General features: G+C 65.9%; 17 protein-coding genes and 1 pseudogene. 8 read left to right on the top strand and 10 right to left on the bottom strand.

Features of this window, described 5'->3' with window-relative positions:
• The first annotated feature begins 2 nt into the window (after positions 1-2).
• From AC3IMC_RS06410 to AC3IMC_RS06390, 5 genes are all read left to right on the top strand, one after another.
• Positions 3-1,196: a helix-turn-helix domain-containing protein gene (locus tag AC3IMC_RS06410; RefSeq protein WP_490917563.1), complete on the top strand. Its 1,194-nt coding sequence runs from the start codon at positions 3-5 to the stop codon at positions 1,194-1,196.
• Between the two features lie 169 nt (positions 1,197-1,365).
• Positions 1,366-2,691, top strand: coding sequence for an MFS transporter (locus AC3IMC_RS06405; RefSeq protein ID WP_490917562.1), 1,326 nt, complete (start codon positions 1,366-1,368; stop codon positions 2,689-2,691).
• A 92-nt stretch (positions 2,692-2,783) separates the two neighbouring features.
• Positions 2,784-4,076, top strand: a complete 1,293-nt coding sequence (locus tag AC3IMC_RS06400; protein WP_490917561.1) for an ArgE/DapE family deacylase — start codon at positions 2,784-2,786, stop codon at positions 4,074-4,076.
• A gap of 136 nt (positions 4,077-4,212) precedes the next feature.
• Complete coding sequence (locus tag AC3IMC_RS06395) at positions 4,213-5,352, top strand: toll/interleukin-1 receptor domain-containing protein (RefSeq protein ID WP_490917560.1); 1,140 nt, start codon at positions 4,213-4,215, stop codon at positions 5,350-5,352.
• A gap of 25 nt (positions 5,353-5,377) precedes the next feature.
• On the top strand, positions 5,378-5,860 hold the full coding sequence (locus AC3IMC_RS06390; protein ID WP_490917559.1) for a DUF4231 domain-containing protein: 483 nt from the start codon (positions 5,378-5,380) through the stop codon (positions 5,858-5,860).
• Between the two features lie 17 nt (positions 5,861-5,877).
• Here AC3IMC_RS06390 and AC3IMC_RS06385 read toward each other — a convergent pair whose 3' ends face one another.
• The 6 genes from AC3IMC_RS06385 to AC3IMC_RS06360 form a co-directional block, all read right to left on the bottom strand.
• Positions 5,878-7,116, bottom strand: coding sequence for an FHA domain-containing protein (locus tag AC3IMC_RS06385; RefSeq protein ID WP_490917558.1), 1,239 nt, complete (start codon positions 7,114-7,116; stop codon positions 5,878-5,880).
• A gap of 125 nt (positions 7,117-7,241) precedes the next feature.
• Positions 7,242-8,714 carry a mannitol dehydrogenase family protein gene (locus tag AC3IMC_RS06380; RefSeq protein ID WP_490917557.1) on the bottom strand — a complete coding sequence of 491 codons (1,473 nt, stop codon included), beginning with the start codon at positions 8,712-8,714 and terminating at the stop codon, positions 7,242-7,244.
• A gap of 26 nt (positions 8,715-8,740) precedes the next feature.
• Positions 8,741-9,802 (bottom strand): NAD(P)-dependent alcohol dehydrogenase, encoded by a 1,062-nt coding sequence (locus AC3IMC_RS06375; protein ID WP_490917556.1) that lies wholly within the window; start codon positions 9,800-9,802, stop codon positions 8,741-8,743.
• Positions 9,803-9,857: 55 nt separating this feature from the next.
• A complete protein-coding gene (locus AC3IMC_RS06370; RefSeq protein WP_490917555.1) occupies positions 9,858-10,787 on the bottom strand; it encodes a carbohydrate ABC transporter permease in 930 nt (309 codons plus the stop codon).
• Positions 10,784-11,767: a carbohydrate ABC transporter permease gene (locus AC3IMC_RS06365; protein ID WP_490917554.1), complete on the bottom strand. Its 984-nt coding sequence runs from the start codon at positions 11,765-11,767 to the stop codon at positions 10,784-10,786. Before AC3IMC_RS06365 ends, AC3IMC_RS06370 begins: the two co-directional genes overlap by 4 nt.
• Before the next feature lie 20 nt (positions 11,768-11,787).
• Positions 11,788-13,140 (bottom strand): ABC transporter substrate-binding protein, encoded by a 1,353-nt coding sequence (locus AC3IMC_RS06360; RefSeq protein ID WP_490917553.1) that lies wholly within the window; start codon positions 13,138-13,140, stop codon positions 11,788-11,790.
• 120 nt (positions 13,141-13,260) lie between these two features.
• Between AC3IMC_RS06360 and AC3IMC_RS06355 the strand changes: the two genes are divergently transcribed.
• On the top strand, positions 13,261-14,241 hold the full coding sequence (locus tag AC3IMC_RS06355; RefSeq protein ID WP_490917552.1) for a sugar-binding transcriptional regulator: 981 nt from the start codon (positions 13,261-13,263) through the stop codon (positions 14,239-14,241).
• Positions 14,238-15,638, top strand: coding sequence for a xylulokinase (gene xylB / locus AC3IMC_RS06350; protein ID WP_490917551.1), 1,401 nt, complete (start codon positions 14,238-14,240; stop codon positions 15,636-15,638). The genes AC3IMC_RS06355 and xylB overlap by 4 nt, the downstream gene beginning before the upstream one ends.
• Positions 15,639-15,672: 34 nt before the next feature.
• On the opposite strand, the pseudogene AC3IMC_RS06345 reads toward xylB, so the two are convergent.
• Positions 15,673-15,963: pseudogene (locus tag AC3IMC_RS06345) on the bottom strand (deaminase); the annotation flags it as partial.
• A 158-nt stretch (positions 15,964-16,121) separates the two neighbouring features.
• On the opposite strand from AC3IMC_RS06345, the gene AC3IMC_RS06340 reads away from it, so the two are divergent.
• The gene (locus tag AC3IMC_RS06340; protein WP_490917550.1) at positions 16,122-16,904 is read left to right on the top strand and encodes a GntR family transcriptional regulator; all 783 of its coding nucleotides are present in this window, start codon (positions 16,122-16,124) and stop codon (positions 16,902-16,904) included.
• A gap of 69 nt (positions 16,905-16,973) precedes the next feature.
• On the opposite strand, the gene AC3IMC_RS06335 is transcribed toward AC3IMC_RS06340, so the two are convergent.
• The 3 genes from AC3IMC_RS06335 to AC3IMC_RS06325 all read right to left on the bottom strand — a co-directional run bounded on the left by AC3IMC_RS06335 (position 16,974) and on the right by AC3IMC_RS06325 (position 20,056).
• Positions 16,974-18,146, bottom strand: coding sequence for a levoglucosan dehydrogenase (locus tag AC3IMC_RS06335; RefSeq protein WP_490917549.1), 1,173 nt, complete (start codon positions 18,144-18,146; stop codon positions 16,974-16,976).
• A gap of 64 nt (positions 18,147-18,210) precedes the next feature.
• Positions 18,211-19,026 carry a sugar phosphate isomerase/epimerase family protein gene (locus tag AC3IMC_RS06330; protein WP_490917548.1) on the bottom strand — a complete coding sequence of 272 codons (816 nt, stop codon included), beginning with the start codon at positions 19,024-19,026 and terminating at the stop codon, positions 18,211-18,213.
• 46 nt (positions 19,027-19,072) lie between these two features.
• The gene (locus AC3IMC_RS06325; protein WP_490917547.1) at positions 19,073-20,056 is read right to left on the bottom strand and encodes an ABC transporter permease; all 984 of its coding nucleotides are present in this window, start codon (positions 20,054-20,056) and stop codon (positions 19,073-19,075) included.
• Positions 20,057-20,058: the final 2 nt, after the last annotated feature.

Here is a 20,058-nt window from a genome sequence, read left to right as displayed (position 1 = left end):
GCATGACAGCACACGACGATGTGACCGCCCGTCCCTCTAAGGCCACACCCCGCGAGTTCCGTCCGGGGCGCCCCATGGAACCGGAGTGGACAGAGCTGCTGGAAAGCCTCTGGAAGGAACGCTCCCTGCTGGTGAGCGACTTCCTGGAGCGCTTCTCAGCCATTTCCTATGGTGAGGCACTGGTTCCACAAGAGGACGTTTACCGGACCGCCGCGGACACCATGGACATGTTCCTGTACCAGATGGCTGGGCTGGAGCTTCCCCCGGACCTGCAGACCCTTCCGCGTGAGGTGGCCGCCCGCCGCGCCCGCCAGGGCGTCCCCCTGGACGCATTCCTTGAGGCAATCCGCAATGACTTCCGCGTTCTCTGGAAGGGGCTCGAACGGGTCGCCCGGGACAAGGGGATCAGTGTCCTGGTTGCCAACATGGACCGCGTGCTCGACGCCGTCGAGGGCTATGTGAGCAGCATCCAGCAGGCCTATGCGGAGGAAGAGGCCAGGCTGACGCGCAACAAGCAGCTGTACCGGCAGCGCCTGCTGTCCCGGCTGTTCAACGCGGAACTGGGCAGCCCGGCTGAAGTCCAGGACCTTGCCGAGGCGCTCGGGGTGCAGGCAACTGGCACCTTTGAGGTGCTGGCAGTTACCTCAGACGCCATATCCCAGGCCCAGCGGCAGTTCGAGTCCGACCATAACGTTTATCTGTATGAGAACACCGGCGCCCTGTTTCTCTTCCGCCAGCAGCGCCCGGGACGGACGTGGCACCAGGAAGGGCCGGGTTTCCCTGCCGGTTACATGTCCGGCGTCGCCGGCCTGGCCGCCGTCCCGGCTGCCGCCTCGTCCGCCCTGGTGCTCGCGCAGCAGAAGCGCCGCGGCAACGGGCTGGCGACGATGGAGGATGCCTGGATGGGGATTGCCGGCAGGCTCCTCGAACAGAAGTTTCCAGGTTTTTCCGCCCCCGTGAAGGATGCCTTGGACAGGTGCACGCCCCTCGAACGCCAGCGCCTGCTGCAAGTGGCACGCAGCTACGCGCGGACGGGGTCCATCAAGGAAACGTCCGAGGAGCTCTTTTGCCACCGGAACACCGTGGTCAACCGCCTGCACAGCCTGCACGAGGTCATCGGCCTTGACCTCACCGTGCCGGCCGAGGCTGCGCGGGCCCTCGTCGCCCTCAGCCGCTATGGCGAGTTCCTGGACTGATTTTGTGAATATGCCCACTTAAAGGGCGAGAAGTGGGTGGATATTGTCATTGTTTAGGGCTTTATCACTGATCTACTCTCGAATAACCACCGCTGCAGTGCAGGCATGGCCTTTTGACCGCCGCGGGATCCGGGATGCACAACTCAACCCGCTCGAAAGGGCTCAAACCGTGACGACCTCAAATTCACTTACCCCCGCCGCAGGTGCTCCTCCGGTGATCTCCGGCAAGGACGCCGGAAAGATCGCCCGTGCCGCCTTCGTGGGGACGGCACTGGAGTGGTACGACTACTACCTCTTCGGCACGGCCGCGGCGCTTGTCTTCAACAGGCTCTTCTTCACCAACATGGACCCCACCGCCGCACTGCTGGCCTCCTTTGCCACGTTCGGCGTCGGCTTCGCCGCCCGCCCGATCGGTGCTGTGATCTTCGGCTTCGTCGGCGACCGTTACGGACGCCGTCCGGCGCTGCTGATGACCATCGTCATGATCGGCGTGGCCACGGCCCTCATCGGCCTGTTGCCCGACTTCGGCACCATCGGCCTGGCGGCACCCACCATGCTCGCGATTTTGCGGCTGGTCCAGGGCCTGGCCGTCGGCGGCGAGTGGGGCGGTGCGGTGACCATGGCGGTCGAGCACGCACCCGTCGAAAAGCGCGGCCGGTACGCGGCGCTGGTACAGGTCGGCTCGCCGGTGGCCACGCTGCTGGCCTCCGGCGCGTTCTCCCTGGTGCTGCTGTTCCCCTCCGAAGCCTTTGATGCCTGGGGCTGGCGTATCCCGTTCCTGCTGGCCTTCCCGATGCTAGGCGTCGCGCTCTGGATCCGCCTCAAGGTGGAGGAATCCCCCATCTTCAAGGATCTGCTGGCCCAGGGCGAGACTGCGAAGGTCCCCGCCTTCGAGGTCTTCCGCCACGCCGGCGGCCGCCTGCTCATTGCCGTACTCGCCGCGCTGCTCGGCGTCGGCGGCTTCTACATGATCACCACCTTCGCGGTGAGCTACGGCTCCAACACCCTGAAGGTGGACCGGAGCGTCATGGTCAACGCAACGCTGGTTGCCGCAGTGGCCCAGATCGGCGTCACCTTCCTCATGGGCCGCCTTGCCGAGAAGATCGGCCCGGGCAAGGTCACCATGTGGGGCGGCGTCGTCAGCGCCGTCATGGCCTTCCCCCTCTTCGCAATGATCGACACTAAATCCCCGCTGATGATCACCCTGGCCATCACCATCGGCATCATGCTCATTGCCGTCGCCTACGCCGTCAACGGCGCCCTCCTGACCGAGCTCTTCCCACCGAAGCTGCGCTACTCCGGCGTGGCCCTCGGCTACAACATCGCCGGTGCCACCAGCGGCTTCATGCCCCTGCTGGCCACCGCCATGCTGGGCGTCTCCGGCAACCAGTCCTGGGGTGCGGCCCTGATCCTGGCGATCATCTCCCTGCTGACCGCGGTCGGAGGGTTCTTCGGCGAGCGCCTGCGCGTCCAGGACAAGAAGCTCGTCAGCTAGGACCAGCGGCCGCGGGCCCGCGGCGCGACAGATACCAATCACCCAAGGGGAGCCGTCCGGCGGACGGCTCCCCTTCCCGTTAGGAGATCACCATGCTTAATGACGACCAAACCCGCCGCATCCTGGATGCCGTAGATGCCGCCTTCGACGCCCAGCTTTCCTTCACCCAGGACCTGGTCAAGCACCCGTCGCTGCGCACCAGGGAGGGCAGCGCCCAGGACCTGATGTACGGGGCCATGGCAGGCCGCGGCCTGGAGATGGACCGGTGGGAGCTGGACGCCGGGGACCTGTCCGCCCATCCCGGCTTCGGGCCCGTGACGGTTGACTATGACGGGGTGACCAACGTGGTGGGCACCTACCGTCCGGCCGAAGAGCGGGGGCGGTCCCTGATCCTTAACGGCCACATCGATGTGGTCCCCGAAGGGCCGTCCGAGGCATGGTCCCGCTACCCCTGGGACGCGCCGATCATCGACGGCTGGATGTACGGCCGCGGCGCCGGCGACATGAAGGCTGGCCTGGCGGCCAACCTCTTCGCTTTCGACGCCGTCCGCGCCGCAGGGTTCGAGCCGGCGGGACGCATCCACTTCCAGTCCGTCGTCGAGGAGGAGTGCACCGGCAACGGCTCGCTGTCCGCCCTGATGCGCGGCTACCGCGCCGACGCCGTGATCATCCCCGAGCCCGAGGAGGACATGCTGGTGCGCGCCAACGTCGGCGTGATCTGGTTCCGGGTCAGGGTCACCGGCAACCCCACCCATCCGCGCGAGATGGGCGCCGGCTTCAACGCCATCGACGCCGCCTACACGGCGATATCCGCGCTGCGCGAGGTCGAGGAAAAGTGGAACGCGGACCGCGGACAGCACCGCTACTTCGAGGACCTGGACCATCCCATCAACTTCAACTTCGGCGGAATCGCTGGCGGCGACTGGCCCTCCAGCGTCCCGGCCTGGTGCGAGTTCGATGTACGGGCGGCCATCTACCCCGGCACCACCGCCGAGCAGGCCTGGCAGGAACTGCAGGAGTGCCTCGAGTCCCTGGGCCGCGGGCCGGAGCCCATCACCGCCGTCGGCACGCGGACCGGCTTCTTCTCCGAAGGCTACGTGCTGGAGCCAGGGAGCGAGGCCGAAACGCTGCTGGAGCGGACCCACGCGCAGGCGTTCGGCCGCGGGCTGGAAAGCTTCACCACACCGGGCTACCTCGACGGCCGGGTCTTCGCCCTCTACGCGGACACGCCGGCGCTGGTGTACGGCCCGGTTTCCGAGGCGATCCACGGGTTCGACGAGCGGGTCTCGGTCGAATCCATCCGCCGGATCACCAAGAGCATCGCCCTGTTCATCGCCGATTGGTGTGGCGTCGACGAGCTGCCAGGAGACGCTGCGGAGCGCTAACGCACGACGGCGGAAGGGTCGCCTTAGGCGGGGAGCGCACAAAGCTGGCCCCTCCCCGGGGCTGTAACGCGGCAGTAACGCCCGCAGCGGTGTAATGCCCCTGGGGGTCTGGGCTTGGTCGTAAAGGCGTGCGCTTATGGCTGCTTCTCCCCCGGCCGCGTCGGGCCGGATCTTCATCAGTTATCGGCGCGAAGAGACCGCGTACCCTGCCGGCTGGTTGTACGACCGGCTGGCTGACCGCTACGGCGGCGGCCAGGTCTTCAAGGACGTCGACTCCATCCAGCTCGGCGATGACTTTGTGGAGGCGATCACCAGGGCAGTGGGCTCCTGCGACGTGGTGCTGGTGCTGATCGGCGATGAGTGGACAACGATCGCCGACGACGGTGGCCGGCGCCGGCTTGAGGACCCCGACGACTTTGTGCGCCTGGAGGTCCAGGCGGCCCTGACCCGCAATGTGCGGGTCATCCCGATCCTGGTGGATGGCGCGCGGATGCCGCGCACCGACGAACTGCCGGAAAGCATGGCGAAACTGGTGCGCCGGCAGGCCCTGGAGTTCAGTCCGGCCCGCTTTGAGTTTGATACCAGCCGGCTGTTCAAAGTGCTGGACGGGACCCTCGCCGAGATGCGGAGGAGCCAAGACACCGAGGAAGAACAGGACAACGCGGAGGAGCAGGCCCCGACGGCGGTCGCAACGGGACCGGGCGGCACCTCACGGGAGAGCCGGGAGACGCTGCCCCGGGAACGTGGGCGGTTTTCCCGCCGGGCGCTCATCCTGGGCGGGACGGCCGCCGTCGTTCTTCTGATCCTGCTGGTGGTCCTTCTTGTCACCAGCCTGCAGAAACCCTCCCCCAGCGCCAACCCTGCCGACGGGCAGGCTCCGGTCCAGGCCGGGGGCGGCGGCATCGACGTCGATAGTTCCCCGGTCACGAGCGGGGACGGGATCCGCCTGACCGGGCTGCAGGCCACCAGCCGGCGCGATCCCGGCACTCCCCGGGTGGGAGACACGGTCACCGTGAGCTATGCGCTGACGAACACCACTGACCAGCCAGTGCAACTGGAGTACACGTTCGTGGGAGTGCGGGATGCGTCGGGAGCCCATCACGATACCGAGGACATGAATGAAGGCCGGACCCTCGCGCCGGGGGAAACCGTCAACGCGCAGGGCCGGGTGCTGCTCAACAGTTCCGGCAGCTGGGAGCTGTGGCCCTGCTACGTGCTGACCGGAGAACGCTTCTGCCCGGATAAATGGCAGGTGTTCTTCGTCCTGGCCCAGTAGCAAGCTGCAGTGGAAGGGGAAGCCGATGGTGCGCCGCCAGGATGATCCAGGACCGGCACAGCCGATCGCGGCCGTGCCCCAGCCTGCCCCTAAAGACCCCACGTGGGACCGCCTGGAGGACCAGATCCACTGGTACGACAGCAAGAGCAGCGACAACCAGCGCCGGTACAAGTGGCTCAAGCTGCTGGAGCTGGCGGTGGCAGCGGCGCTGCCGGTTGTGGCCGGTGTAGGGGGCCCTGTCCTGGTGACCGGCGGGCTGGCCGCCGTCATCGTGGTCCTCGAGGGCGCCCAGCACCTCTACCAGTTCCAGGAGCGCTGGATCACGTACCGTTCCACCGCCGAGGCGCTCAAGCATGAGCGGTACCTGTACCTGGCCAAGGCGGGGCCCTACCTGCGTGCGGACCGGCACCAGCAGCTGGCCGAGCGGATCGAGGGCCTGATCTCGCAGGAGCACGCCAAGTGGACCAGCAGCCAGCAGCAGGTTCCAGGCCGCTCGGAAGGGCGGTAAGGCCAGGCGGCAACGGGTTACCGGCCAGCATCCTGGTGGCTTTGCGCTGCCGGTTCCCCCTCGGCCAGCGGCTTCAGGCGGATGTCCGGAACCGTAATGGTCCTGGGGCCGTCAAAGCCCTGGACAAAGACCGTGGCGAAGCTCAGCGACACCACTGTTGCGCCTTCGGGCAGCTGGCTTTCGAAGTTGAGGGTTCCCTTGCGCTGGCTGCCGGGCGGTATCTGGGGCTGCCAGTTGCTGCGGAACGAATCCGCGTCATACGTGGTGCCGTCCGGTCCCGTGAGCATCGCGTTCTGGAACAGCGGCAGGGTGATGGTGCTGGTGGTCCCGTTGTTCACCAGGATCTCGGCCCGGGTGAAGTGCGCCGTGCTCTGGACGCCCAGGATGGTCGCCCTGACCCCCTGCGCGTCAGCCACTACCTGGCGCTCCAGGCGCTGCACGCCGCTTTCGTTGCCGGAGAAGTAGCCGACGGCGTAGCTCGCCCCCGCGGTGACCAGCCAGCCGCCGCCGCCGAGCAGCAACAGTAACAACAGCACCGTGGCGGCCAGCGGCCGCCGGTGCTCTGCCTGGGGCACGGGCCGGGGGCCGTATTGGACCTCCGCCCGCGGCCCGGCCTGGGACGCGTGGCCGTGGCCGCCGGGCTGCTGCCTGGCGGCGGCCTGGCCCTTCCGGTAAAACCCGAGCATTTCGATGGCCAGGGCAACCAGCAGGCCGACGAGCGGGGTCAGGAACCAAGTCCAGGTGGGCGTCAGTTCGGTGAGGAAGGAGGTGAGGCTGTTCCCCAGGAGCCCGACGACGTTGATACCCGCGGCGAACATCAGCGCCGTTCCCAGCCGCTCCTTGGGCTGCTGCGGGCCCGGCTTCGCGGCGTCCTTGCCGGCGCCCTCCCGGGGCTGACCGCCGCCCTGCCCGGACGGACCGCCGTCGGCATTCCTGTCGATGAACCGCAAGCTGACCTCGCCGAACTGGACCAGGTCCCCGTGAGCAAGTTCCGTGGGCGAGGTGATGCGGTGCCCGTTCACCCAGCTGCCGTTCCGGGACTGCTGGTCCGTGAGGATGGTGCGGCCATCGACGGAACTCAGGAGGGCATGATGGCGGCTGACACCGTAGGCCGGCAGGCGGAGCCGGGAGCCGTCCTGGCTGCCCACGGTGACCTCACCATGCGGAATCACAAGCCTGTTCCCCGCCGCCTCCCCGCTGACGACGATGAACTCATTCCTGGCACCAGGCCCGTCCATGGCTTCCCGCCCTGCCACGCCCCAAGGATTCCGTAGGCCTAGTTTGCTCCCGGGGGAAATTCCTGACAAGGACGTGGCCACGCCTCATCCCGTGCGGCCCGGAGTCGAGCGCGTGGCCGCGGACGCTCTCCCCCGCGTTGGTGTCAGGCCTGGAGGTTCCGCAAGGTCTGCACGGCGCCGTGCTGGTGCAGGTCGGCGAGGGCGTCGGAGTAGGCGGCAACAAATCGGGCGTCGTCGATGAGGTCGCCGAAAACATCCCGGTTTGAAATGAAGGACAGCGGCTCCTGGCGCTGGCGCGCGGCGGCGGTCATCACGGTGTCCTTGAGCCTGTCCACCACCTCGATCGGGCTGCCCTGCTCGTCCGCCCCTTCCGCATAACGGGCCCAGCTGGCAACGATCGCCGCAGACCGGCGGATCTCTCCGCCGTTCTCGAGGTTGATGCGGACCAAGGGCAGGAGCCACTTGGGGATCCGGTCGGAGCTCTCGGCACAGAGGCGGGCCAAGGTGTCACGGACATATTCGTTGGAGAACCGCTCAATAAGGGTGCGCTTGTAGGTGTCGAGGTCGATTCCCGGCACCGGGTGCAGCGTAGGCGTTGCTTCCTTGTCCATGTAGTCCAGCAGGAACTGTGCGAACACCGGGTCCTGCGCCACTTCATGGGCGTAGCGGTAGCCGGCCAGGTAGCCGAAGTAGCACATGCCCTGATGGCTTGCGTTGAGGAGCCGCAGCTTCATCAGCTCATAGGGTTCCACGTCGTCCACGAGCTGGACGCCCGCCTTTTCGAACGGCGGCCGGCCCAGGCTGAAATTGTCTTCGAGGACCCACTGCTCGAAGGGCTCGCAGACCACGGGCCACCCGTCCTGCACACCAAATTCCGCGGCGATGGCCTCCCGGTCCTCGTCGGTGGTGACGGGGGTGATGCGGTCCACCATACTGTTGGGGAAGGACACGTTGCTGGCCACCCAGGGGCCGAACTCCGGGTCCTTGAGCTCGGCAAAAGCGGTGAACATCCTGCGCGCGACGTCGCCGTTGCCCTGGATGTTGTCGCAGGACATGATGGTGAAGGGCTCCAGTCCGCGTTCACGACGACGGCGCAGGGCTTCGGTGATGAGCCCAAAGGTGGTGCGCGGCGCGGCACCCGGCTGGAGGTCGTGGACCACGTCCGGGTTGTCGGCGTCGAAGTCGCCGGTGACGTGGTGGAAGTTGTACCCGCCCTCCGTGACGGTCAGGGATACGATCCGGACGGCGTCGGACGCCATCTTCTCGATGACTTCCTCGGGGCCGTCCGGGGCGAAGAGGTACTCGATGATTGATCCGATGACCCGGCCCTCCCGCGTACCGTCCGGGTTCTTCACCACCAGCGTGTACAGGCAGTCCTGCTGGTCCATGACCTGCTTCATGCGGGCATCGCCGGGCAGCACACCCACCCCGCAGATTGCCCAGTCGTGCGCCATGCCGGCGTTCATCAGCTGGTCCAGGTACATGGCCTGGTGGGCGCGGTGGAAGCCGCCGACGCCGAAATGGACGATCCCCGCGGTCAGGGCCGAGCGGTCGTAGGATGGCGTGCCCAAGTTTGCCGGGAGTTCTGCCAGTGTTGAAGTGCTGAGCGGTTGCATGTGCTTTTTCCTTTCAGGGCGGACCGTCAGCGGCCCGGGTAGACAATGGCTTTGAGCTGGCCGGGTTGTTTGCCGGCCTTGAGCGCTTCCTCTGCTTCGGCGAGTGCGAACCTGCCGGTGACCAGGACGTCCAGGTCCACCTTTCCGTCCGCGATGAGCTTGATCGCCAGCGGCCAGGTGTTGGTGTAGCGGAACACGCCGGAAAGCCAGATTTCGCGGTTCTGGATGTACGAGACGGGGAGTTCGACGTCGTCCGCACCGAGACCGACGAGGATCACCCGGCCGGCGGGCGCGACGGCTTTGATGCCGGAACGGACAGCCTGCGGTGCGCCGGAAGCGTCAATGAAGGCATCGACGTCGAGCCCTTCCACCCTGTCTGTCCGTGCGTTCAGGGCGTGCGTGGCCCCGTGCTCGAGTGCGAACCCGAGCCGGTCCTCGGAGATGTCGCTGATGTGGATTTCGGTGGCGCCGAACGCACGGGCAGCCTGGGCGGCGATGATGCCGATGGGACCGGCGCCGGCAATCAGGACCCGGCTGCCGGGCTTGATCCCGGCGCGCTCACAGGCCCAGAGGCCTACGGAGAGGGGTTCGATCAGCGCGGCGGCCTCGTCGCTGACGCTGTCCGGGATGTCGTAGGCGAAGTCGGACTGGATGGTGACGTACTCGGCGAAGGCACCATCCACCGGGGGCGTTGCGTAGAACTCGATGTCCGGGCAGAGGTTGTAGCGGCCGGCTTTGCACTGGTTGCACTTGCGGCAGGGACGCTGCGGCTCGATGGCGACCCGCTTGCCGATGCGGGCAGGGTCAACGGCGCTGCCCACGGCAGCGATCCGGCCGGAGAGTTCGTGGCCCAGGATGAGCGGATGGTCCACCACGTAGTCGCCGATCCGGCCGTGGTCGTAGTAGTGGACATCGCTGCCGCAAACGCCGACGGCGGCCACCTGCACCAGGACCTGGTCGGGCTCCAGCCGGGGAACGGGCAGGGTTTCCATTGCCATGTCGCCTTGGCTCCTCAAGACAGCTGCCCGCATGGTGGGTGGCAGGTGCCGCTGTCCGGGCGCGGAATATTGCGTGGTTGATGTTGTCATCGTTGGTGATCCTCAGGAATCGAAGGAGAAGGTGCCGGTGGGGTGGCGGAGCCGGCTATTTCACTGCGCCGAGCGAGAGCCCCTGGACGAGTTTGTCCTGGGCGGCGAAGCCGGCGAACAGCACAGGCAGCGAAATGACGACGGCGGCCGCGCAGACTTTGGCGAGGAACAGACCCTGGCCTGAGACGAAGCCGGTGAGGAACACCGGGGCGGTGCCCGCCACCACGCCCGTGAGGACCCGGGCAAGGAGCAGTTCGTTCCAGCTGAAGATGAAGCAGATCAGGGCCGTCGCGGCGATGCCGGGCATCGCGACCGGAGCGATGATCTTGCGGAGGATCAGCAGGAGCTTGGCGCCGTCGATCTGGGCTGCCTCCAGCATTTCCTCCGGCACTTCGGCGAGGAAGGAGCGCATCATCCACACCGCGATGGGCAGGTTCATCGAGGTGTACATGAGGATCAGGAACCAGATGTTGTCCAGGGCACCCACGGTCCTGGCGAAGAGGTAGAGCGGCAGGATCGCAGCCACCACGGGCATCATCTTGGTGGAGAGGAAGAAGAACATCACGTCCGTCCACTTCTTCACCGGCCGGATGGACAGCGCGTACGCGGCGGGGATGGCCAGGACCAGCACCAGGACGGTGGACAGGACGGAGGCGGTGGCGGAGTTGATCAGGGCGGGCCAGGGGCTGACGCCGGAGGTTTCCCCGAAGAATTCCTTGTAGGCGTCCAGGGTGAGGTCCGCCGCGATCGACGGCGGGTTGGTGGCGGCGTCGGTTTCGGAGTGGAAGGAGGTCAGGATCATCCACAGGACCGGCGCGGCGAAGAGCAGGGCGAGGAGCCAGGCGCCCACACCGGCAGCGGTGTTGTTCCGGGTGGGATCCATGCGTGCCTTGCCCCGGAACCTTCCGGAACGGCGGCGGGAAGCGCCGTCGTGTCCGGCCGTGGTGTGGTGGTGGGCGTTGCGGGGCGCCGTAAGGGTGCTCATCGTGTTGCCTCCTTCTTGAAGAGTGAAAAGACGGTGCGGAGCGCGAACGTGGCCACCAGGATGGTGCCGATGACCACCACGACGCCGGCGGCCGACGCCAGTCCGTATTCGTTGGCGAAGTAGAAGGTCTGGTACACGGCGTAGGGAAGATTGGCCGTCCCAAGTCCACCCGCGGTGAGGGTGAACACTGCGTCGAAGTTCTGCACGATGTAGATCGCTCCCAGCAGGCCACCCAGTTCCAGGTACTGGCGCAGGTGCGGCAGCGTCAGATGCCGGAAGATGGCCCACGGGGTGGCTCCGTCCATCTGGGCCGCTTCCACGGTGTCCATGGGGCGGGACTGCAGGCCCGCCAGCAGGATGAGCATCATGAACGGCGTCCACTGCCAGACCAGCGAGACGATGACTGCCAACAGTGGTGTCTGGGACAGGAGGTCCAGCTGCGGCGGCGTGGCGCTGCCGAAGAGGGACCAGGCCCACGTCAGGGTGCCGTTGACCAGTCCGTACACGGGGTTGAGAAGGGCGTGCTTCCAGATGAGGGCGGCGGCGACGGGAACCACCAGGAACGGTGCGATCAGCAGGGTCCGTGCCAAACCACGACCGATGAATTTCTTATCCAGCAGCAGGGCCAGGCCCAGGCCAACGAGCAGGCTGGCCAGGACCACGGAGACCGTGAGCAGGATGGTCGTGAAGATCGCCTGCCGCAGGTCCGGATCCGAGAGGACCGTGACGTAGTTCTCGACGCCGGCGAAGGCTGTCTTGTTCGGGCTCAGGCTGTTCCAGTTCATGAACGAGATGATCAGCGTCACCACGAACGGAAGCTGGGTGACAACAATGAGGAAGACCAGGGCAGGCAGCAGCGGTGCACGCCTTGCCCAGGCCAGGGCGCGTTCCCGCTGCCGGCTGCTTCGCGGCCGGGTGCTTCGTGAGGGGGTGGCTGCATTGCGTCCCGGGCGGGAGATGCGCGCCGTTGCGGTAGTCATGATGTTCTCCTGCAGTTCTGTTAGGGCTGCTTGTACTTGTTGCCGACTTTTTGCGCGGCTTCCTGGCCCTTTGCCAGCGCTTCGGCCACGGTGCCCTGGCCAGCGATGGCGGAGCTGATGCCCTGGGAGACATTTGTGCCCAGGGCAGCGAACTCGGGGATGCCTACAAACTGGATGCCGACGGCGGGGCGTTCCTGCGCTCCCGGGTTTTTCGGGTCTGCGTTTTCGATGGCGAAGCGTTCGGCCTCGAAGAACGGTGCGGCCTTCTGGAACTCGGTGTTCTCGTAGGTGGAGATGCGCTTTCCGGAGGGAACTTTCGCCCAGCCGAGCTTGGCGGCGACCAGTTCCTCGTAGTCCTTGGAGCTGGCCCAAGCGATGAACTTCCCCGCGGCTTCCTGTTTCTTGGAGGCAGCCTGCATGGCCCAGGACCATGTCCACAGCCAGCCGGAGGATTTGGTTTCCTTGATCGGGGCCTGCGCGTAACCGATCTTTCCCTTCACCGGCGAGGCCTCGGATTCCAGGGCTCCTGCCGCCGAAGTGGCGTCGTACCACATTGCCACCTTGCCCTGGCCCATGTTGTTCAGGCACTCGGTAAAGCCGGCCTGGGCTGCACCGAGTTCGCCATGCTCACGGACCAGCTTGGTGTAGAACTCCACGGCCTCGGTGAATTCAGGGGAGCTGACCTGGCCGTTCCAGTCCTTGTCGAACCAGGTGCCGCCGAACGTGTTCACCACGGTGGTCAGCGGGGCGAAAACCTGGCCCCAGCCTGGCTGGCCGCGCAGGCAGATTCCCTTCATACCCGGGGCCGCGCCGTCCACCTTGGCAGCTACGTCCGCCACCTCGTCCCATGTGGGCTTCTCCGGCATGGTCAGGCCCTTGGCCTCCAGGATGTCCTTCCGGTACATCAGGAAGGAGGACTCCCCATAGAACGGTTCGCCATACAACTTGCCGTCCTCGCCGGTGAGGGAGGCCGTATAGGCCGGCAGGATGTCGGCCTGGTCAAACTTCGGGTCCTTCGCCACGCTGTCCAGCGGTGCAAGCCAGCCGTTGGCCGCGAAGAAGGGGATCTCGTAGTTGGACAGCGACGCGACGTCGTACTGGCCGGCCTGGCTGGAGAACTCCTGGCTAATCTTGGCCCGGACGTCGTTCTCGGGCAGCACAGTGTAGTTGACCTTGATGCCCGTCTTCCGGGTGAAATTCTCCGCGGTCAGCCGCTGCAGGTCCTCCATCTGGGGGTTGTTCACCATCAGGACGTTGATGCTGTCCGGGTCGTTAGCAGCGGATCCTCCGCCGGCACCGGCGCAGGCCGAGGCAGCAAGTGCAATGCACAGGACGCCGGCAGCCATCGAGGCCGCGCGCATCGTGGGACGCATAAGAACTCCTTTGTGCTCAAAAGTCGGGATGAAGCGGACGCTCATATGAGCGCGTCTACTTGCTCATCTGCATTGTGACTCTAGTCATATATACTCGTTTGAGCAAGACGAGGGACTCAAATGATCGACGGAGAAGAGGTGAGCACCATGTCCGAGCATTCCCATGAGGAACTTCTGGCCCGCGTGAGCAGCGAGTATTACCTGGAGAACCGGTCCAAGGTAGAAATTGCGGTGAGTCATGACATTTCGCGATTCCAGGTGGCACGGCTGCTCACCGAAGCCCGTGAGCGCGGCATTGTGGAAATCAAGGTGCACTATCCGTCCCACATCTCGGCCACGGAGATCCGCAGACTGGAATCCTGGCTGGGGATCCGCGAAGTGATCGTGGCAGACTCCACCTCGGGCGATGAGAACCAAGCCCGCGGCATCCTGGCCAAAGCAGCCGCCGCCGAGGTTACGCGGCAGGCTCCCGCGGGCGGGACGCTCGGGATGTCGTGGTCGCGCATCCTGGACGTGGCTTCGATGCTCGTCAGGGAGCTCCCCCGGTGCGACATCGTCCAGCTCGCGGGGGCACTGCCCACAGAAGGGGACAGCAATCCGCTCGAGCTGATCCAGCGGCTGGGGCACCTGAGCGGCGGGCTCACCTGGCCGCTATGGTCGCCGCTGGTAGTGGAAGACCCGACGACGGCGGCCGGCCTCCGGCGCCAGCCGGAGATCGCAGGCGCCCTGGCGAAGGCGGATTCGCTCGACCTGGCGGTGGTGGCCATCGGCGCCTGGAAGAGCGGGAGCTCCACAGTTTGGGACCGGGCCGAAGCGGAGATGCGCGAGGCAGCCGTGGACGCCGGCGCCGTCGCGGAATGCTCGGGCCGGCTGCTCAACGCAGCGGGCGTCCCGGTCGAAACGGGGCTGGATGAACAAATCATCGCCGTCACGGTCAAGCAGTTGCAGCGTACCCCCAAGGTCATCGCGGTCTCGCACGGAACAGCACGCGCAAATGCGGTGCGGGCGGTGGCCAGGGCCGGTTTCGTGACCACGCTGATCGTTGATATCCCGCTGGCCCGGGCCCTTGCTGACCTAATGGATGAGGAGAACAGTCAATGAGCATTGTGGTCGGGGTAGACTCCTCCACACAGTCCTGCAAGGTCCTCGCGGTGGACGCACACAGCGGCGGTGTTGTTGCTTCCGGCGCGGCGGCCCACCCCGACCGGACCGCCGTCGACCCCCGCATCTGGACGTCCGCGTTGCACGAGGCCTGGCATGCCGCCGGCGTTGAGCGCTTGGGCGGTTCCGTTGCCGGGGTGGGCGTCGGCGCGCAGCAACACGGGATGGTGGCGCTCGACAACACGGACACCCCCGTCCACGATGCGCTGCTGTGGAATGACACCCGCAGCGCAGCGGACGCGGAAAGACTCCGGGACGAGCTGGGCCAGGAAGCATGGGTTGACGCCGTCAACCTGGTTCCTGTGGCGTCCTTCACCATCTCCAAACTCGCTTGGCTCGCGCAGAACAAGCCGGAGCTGGCGGACCGCGTAGACCAGGTTGTCCTCCCCCACGACTGGCTGAACGGAACCCTGGGCGGCGAATTCACCACTGACCGCAGCGACGCGTCCGGCACCGGCTATTTCTCTCCGCTTACGGACAGCTACCGGACAGACCTGCTTGAGCGCTTCTTCGGGCGCGTTCCACACCTTCCGCGGGTTGTCGCATCGCATGAGCGGGCAGGAACGGTACGGAACGGATGGGGCATTGACGGCGCCGTGCTCGCCGCCGGCGCCGGCGACAATGCGGCGGCAGCTTTGGGACTGGGCCTTCGTCCTGGAGAGGTGGTGGTTTCCATTGGTACATCCGGAACCGTCTTCAGCACCACGCACTCACCCATCCCGGACCAGAGCGGCACAATCGCTGGATTCGCGGACGCCGCCGGCGGCCACCTGCCCTTGCTTGCCATGCTTAATTCCGCCCGGGTCATGGCTGCAACCGCGTCCATGCTTGGCGTCAGCCTGGCACAACTGGATGCGCTGGCGCTCGATGCAGGTAGCGACGCCGGCGGCCTCACGTTCCTTCCGTATCTCGACGGCGAACGGAGTCCCAACCTCCCGCATGCAAGCGGAAGCCTGGCCGGCCTTACCAGAAGCAACATGACGCCGGAGAACCTTGCCCGCGCCTCGGTGCTTGGCGTACTCAATTCATTGGCCGACGCCATCGACGTCATGAAGCAGTCCGGCGGCACCCCGGACAAGGTCCTCCTCATTGGCGGAGGTTCCAAATCGCAGGCCCTCCGACAAGCGGCGGCGAGCATTTTCAACCTGCCTGTCGAGGTCCCGGCGAGCAGGGAGTACGTCGCACTCGGCGCAGCGAAGCAGGCCGCATGGGCAGCCACGGGAGAGCTTCCGGACTGGAAGCGCGGCATCGAAGCCTCCTACGAGCCAGAAGGCGACTGGGGCATCGGAGTCCGGGAGCGCTACGCTGAGGCGCGCAAGAACTTCTACGGCGTGTGAACGGCTGCCCGCGCGGGGCAACAATGAGCCGAGGCTACTCGGCGATGTCCTCAGCCCACAGGCCGGCGTTGTCGGCCTGGAACGTGCGCATCATGTCCACGCAGCGCTGATCATCCAGGACCACCACCTCAACCCCGCGTGACCGCAGAAGCTCCAGCTCGCCGTCGAACGTGCGTGCCTCCCCCACCACCACGCGGGGGATTTTGAACTGGATAATGGTTCCCGCACACATGGCACAGGGGGCGAGGGTGGTGTAGAGCGTGGTGACCCGGTAACTCTTCTGCCGTCCGGCTGCGCGTAGCGCGGACATCTCCCCGTGCGGGCGAGCGCCAGCCGCTCCGCGCTTAGGCGGGTTTCCGCTGGAAGGTGTGTCCCATTCGGTGGGGCCAGGTCGACCCATCGGATGCCGCTTGTCCAACAAACAAGTGCTACTTGTTCTAGGCTGGAAGTCCAAAACTAGCCACTAATAGAGCGAGGCCAATCGTGCACCAGGACGCCGCCCGGTTCCTGTCCCAACCGGTGGCAGCCCAGCCCGGCTCGCCCTTACGCGTGGCGGTTTATTCGCGCATCGCCGAGGCCATCCGCAATGGCCTTCTCACCCCCGGTTCCATGATCCCCACCGAAACCGAGCTCGGTGCCGACATGAAGGTCAGCCGCACGGTGGTCCGCGAAGCCCTCATGCTCCTTGAGGAGGACGGCCTGATCAGGGCCCGCCGCGGCGTGGGACGCTTCGTCTCGGATACGCTCCCCCGCATAGGCATCGAACGTATCCGGCCGTTCGAGGAAGTCCTCGGCGGCCCCGGGAAGACCCTCGAGGTAAAGCGCACGCAGGCGCTTCGGCAGGCGGCCTCCGAATTCGTCGCCCCCGGCATCGGCGTGGACCCCGGCACTGAATGCTGGCTCTGGGAATCGGTGCTGATCCGGGACGGTGAGGCCATCGCCCACCTGCAGGAGAACGTCACCGCCCAGCCGGTCAGCTTCGGCAAGGGCGCCGCCGCGCCTCTTGAGATCGAGGACGACGGCGGCGCCACCTTGCTTGCCACGCTGAACAACCAGCTGGGCCGGCTGGCCGGACCGGGAGAGTGCCAGATCAGCCTCAGCCAGGTTGGCCCCAGCCGCGCGAAGCTGCTGGACCTCCGCCCATCGGACCCGGTCCTGGTGCTGACGCAGTACGTCCGGCACGGCAACCGGCCGTTCTACCTGGCCAAATGCCTGGTGTCGGCCCGTGCCGGCCACCTCTCCGTGATGCAGCAGTTCCAGTCCTGACTCACACATCGTGCAGGGCTGCCGGCGACCAATGGGAGGGACGGTTCCTTACCGCCCCTCCCCCGAAGATCAACCCGTGATCTGAGGAACTTCCACCCACGATTCTTTGGCAGCAGATTCGACAATCGCGTCGTCGATGAGGGCCGTCTGGTAGCCGTCTGCGAAATTGGGGCTGACACTTCCGCCTTCAGCAATGGCTTTGAAGAAGTCGTAGGCTTCGATGATTTTGGTTTCCCCGTATCCGACGCCGAGAGCAGGGATGGGCCAGAGGCCTTCGCCGTAGGGATGCGCCGGCCCGGTGTAAACGGTGCGGAATCCGCGGCGGTCTCCTTGGTCGGAGGCGAAGCAGACCTGGAGCTCATCGCGTCGTTCGTAATTGAAGACGATGCTCCCTTCGGTTCCGTGGATTTCGAAGGTGATGTAGTTGTTCCGTCCGTACGCGTTGCGCGTCGCCTCAAGGGATCCCACGGCCCCATTGGCGAAGCGGATCATCGTCATCACCTCGTCGTCCACATCAACTTCGCCACGCGGGCCCTCGCCGCCCCGTACGTTGCCGAGTGCGTCGGCCCCGCCGGTCTGCAGCGGGCGCTCCGGGATCCAGGTGGACAGGACGGAATTGACGGCACTGAACTCACCGACGAGGTAACGGGCCATGTCGATGACGTGGGTTGCAATGTCGCCCAGGGCGCCGGAACCTGCGATGGACTTCTGGAACCGCCAGGACAGCGGGGAGTTGGGGTCTGCGCTCCAGTCCTGCAGGTAGGTGCCCCGGAAGTTCAGGACGCGGCCGATGGCGCCTTCTTCGATGTACTTTTTTGCCAGTGCGACGGCGGGGGTGCGGCGGTAGTTGAAGGCAACCATGTGGACGAGGTTCTTGTCCTTGACGGCGTCGTACATGGCCTTGGATTCCTCGCCCGTGCGGGCCAGGGGCTTTTCGCAGATGATGTGCTTGCCCGCTTCTGCGGCGGCGATGGCGATCTCGGCGTGGAGGTGGTTGGGCGTGGCGATGTCCACGACGTGGATGTCCGGGTCGTCGATGATGCTGCGCCAGTCCGAGGTGGAGTTCTCGAAGCCGAAGCGGCGGGCCGCCTCGGCAGCGAGGTCCGGGTTGGCCTCGGCTATGACCTTGCGGACCGGGAGCGCCGGTGCCGGCCAGAAGAACATGGGCATCGCTGCGTATGCCAGGGAGTGGGCCTTGCCCATGAAGCCGCCTCCGATGAGGCCGACGTTGAGGTTCTGCATGTGAATCTTGTTCCTTCCGGAATGTTCGGGCGGCGCCTGGTGCGGCGTCCCGTGGTTCAAAGGGTCAGAGGAGTTTTTCGAGGTACTTTTTGCTGATTTCGGCAGCGGCCTTCGGGTCACCGTCGTAGCCGTCGAGTTCGACCATGAGCCAGCTGTCGTATCCGCTTTCCCGGATGGCGGCGATGATGTCCGGGAAATCGAGTTCGCCTTCGCCGAGGGGAAGGAAGTTGAACGGGTCGTGCTGGAAGTCCTTGAGGTGGACATGCTGGATCCGGTCCGGGTACTTCCGGATGACTGCGGCCGGGTCTGCTCCGCCTGCTGCCAGGTGGGCGGTGTCCGGGCAGAAGCCGATGCGGGTCAGCGGCATGAGCTTGTCCAGCTCCTCCGGGCTTTCGACGATCGTGCTCAGGTGGGGGTGGTAGCTCGCCGACAGCCCGAAGCTTTCGGCAATGTCCGTGACGCTGTCGAGGGCCTTGCCGAGGCGGAGGTAGTCCTCTTCAGTGGTTCCGGCCGCGCGCCGTGCACCACCGCCCACTACAAGCCGCTCCGCGCCGAAGCCCGCAGCAAGTTCCGCGGCCCGGTGGATCCGGTGCAGCTCGTCGGGGAGGATGTCGGCGTAGATGAAGTTCGCACCGGTGTAGACGCTCGTCAGGGATACCCCCGCGGTACTGAGGATTTCCCTGAGCTCATCCGGCTTCTCCGCGTATTCGGCGAGGTTGCCGTCGAACATCTCAACACCCTCGTAGCCCACGGACGCGATGTCCCGGACGGCATTTTTCATGGACCCGTGCGTCAGGTAAAAGAGGTCCTTGACGCTCGTTACGCCCTGGGCGTGGCCCACCACGCCGCCCCAGGTGATGGAACAGTAACCAAGTTTCATTGCTTCCGCCTTTCAAGTGCCGAAGAAGGGTTCAGAGTTTTTGGTGCTATTTCTTCCGGGCCAGGGCGACGGCCAGGATGATGATGGCGCCGCGGACCACCTGCTGTTGGCTGCTGTCGAGTCCGGCAAGGATCAGTCCGTTGTTGATCAGGCCAATCAGCAGGGCGCCGAAGAGGGTGCCGATGATGGAGCCGAATCCTCCGAAGAGGCTGGTTCCGCCCAGGATGACGGCGGCGATGGCGGAGAGTTCGTCTCCCGATCCCCACTGGAACCGGCCGGACTGGAGGCGGCCGGCGTAGAGCATCCCGGCCACGCTTGCCACCATGCCCGAGATGAGCAGGACCTGGAATTTGATGCGCTTGGTGTTGATTCCGGTGAACTCCGCGGCGTTGCGGTTGCCTCCCGTAGCCAGGACCTGGCGGCCGAACCTGGTGCGGTTCAGTACGACGGCGCCGATGGCAACAAAGATGGCACTCCAGACAACCAGTCCTGGAACCGGGCCGAAGTTGCCGGATCCGAACAGCATGTTGAAGGTGTCGTTCAGGATCGGCTGGGGCGCCGAGGCGGTGATCCATTGGGCGACACCAACGGCTATGCCCAGCATGCCGAGCGTCACCAGGAAGGATGGGATGCCGAGGAGGCTGACAAGGGCGCCATTGATTGATCCGACCACGAGCCCGACGGCGAGGCCTGCGAGGATGCCCGGTACCAGGCCCCACTGGGACAGCGCCATCGCAGTGCAGACACTGGAGAGGCCAGCCACGGATCCGACGCTCAGGTCGATCTCCGCGCACGCGATCACGTAGGTCATGCCCACGGCGATGACGGTGATGGTGGCGGTCTGCCGGAAGATGTTCAGCAGGTTGTTCGGCGACAGGAAGCCCTGGTCGCGCAGCAGGATGGCGAAGAAAAGGAAGACGACGACGAAGCCGATGTAGATGACGTAGCGTCGCCAGTCGAGTTCTTTCAGGACGGTGCCGAAATTGCGGGCCGCGGTGTCCCGGGGCGCGATGGTGTTTGCCTTGCTCACTG

The sequence above is a fragment of the Arthrobacter sp. E70 genome (genome assembly GCF_058266945.1).
This window is presented reverse-complemented; position numbering and strand designations above follow the sequence as displayed.

What these genes read in the sequence shown, in the direction of transcription:
- AC3IMC_RS06410 (WP_490917563.1), top strand. Translation starts at nt 3, where the DNA reads ATGACAGCACACGACGATGTGACCGCCCGTCCCTCTAAGGCCACACCC.
- AC3IMC_RS06400 (WP_490917561.1), top strand. Translation starts at nt 2,784, where the DNA reads ATGCTTAATGACGACCAAACCCGCCGCATCCTGGATGCCGTAGATGCC.
- AC3IMC_RS06395 (WP_490917560.1), top strand. Translation starts at nt 4,213, where the DNA reads ATGGCTGCTTCTCCCCCGGCCGCGTCGGGCCGGATCTTCATCAGTTAT.
- AC3IMC_RS06390 (WP_490917559.1), top strand. Translation starts at nt 5,378, where the DNA reads ATGGTGCGCCGCCAGGATGATCCAGGACCGGCACAGCCGATCGCGGCC.
- AC3IMC_RS06380 (WP_490917557.1), bottom strand. Translation starts at nt 8,714, where the DNA reads ATGCAACCGCTCAGCACTTCAACACTGGCAGAACTCCCGGCAAACTTG.
- AC3IMC_RS06375 (WP_490917556.1), bottom strand. Translation starts at nt 9,802, where the DNA reads ATGACAACATCAACCACGCAATATTCCGCGCCCGGACAGCGGCACCTG.
- AC3IMC_RS06370 (WP_490917555.1), bottom strand. Translation starts at nt 10,787, where the DNA reads ATGAGCACCCTTACGGCGCCCCGCAACGCCCACCACCACACCACGGCC.
- AC3IMC_RS06365 (WP_490917554.1), bottom strand. Translation starts at nt 11,767, where the DNA reads ATGACTACCGCAACGGCGCGCATCTCCCGCCCGGGACGCAATGCAGCC.
- AC3IMC_RS06360 (WP_490917553.1), bottom strand. Translation starts at nt 13,140, where the DNA reads ATGCGTCCCACGATGCGCGCGGCCTCGATGGCTGCCGGCGTCCTGTGC.
- AC3IMC_RS06355 (WP_490917552.1), top strand. Translation starts at nt 13,261, where the DNA reads ATGATCGACGGAGAAGAGGTGAGCACCATGTCCGAGCATTCCCATGAG.
- xylB (WP_490917551.1), top strand. Translation starts at nt 14,238, where the DNA reads ATGAGCATTGTGGTCGGGGTAGACTCCTCCACACAGTCCTGCAAGGTC.
- AC3IMC_RS06335 (WP_490917549.1), bottom strand. Translation starts at nt 18,146, where the DNA reads ATGCAGAACCTCAACGTCGGCCTCATCGGAGGCGGCTTCATGGGCAAG.
- AC3IMC_RS06330 (WP_490917548.1), bottom strand. Translation starts at nt 19,026, where the DNA reads ATGAAACTTGGTTACTGTTCCATCACCTGGGGCGGCGTGGTGGGCCAC.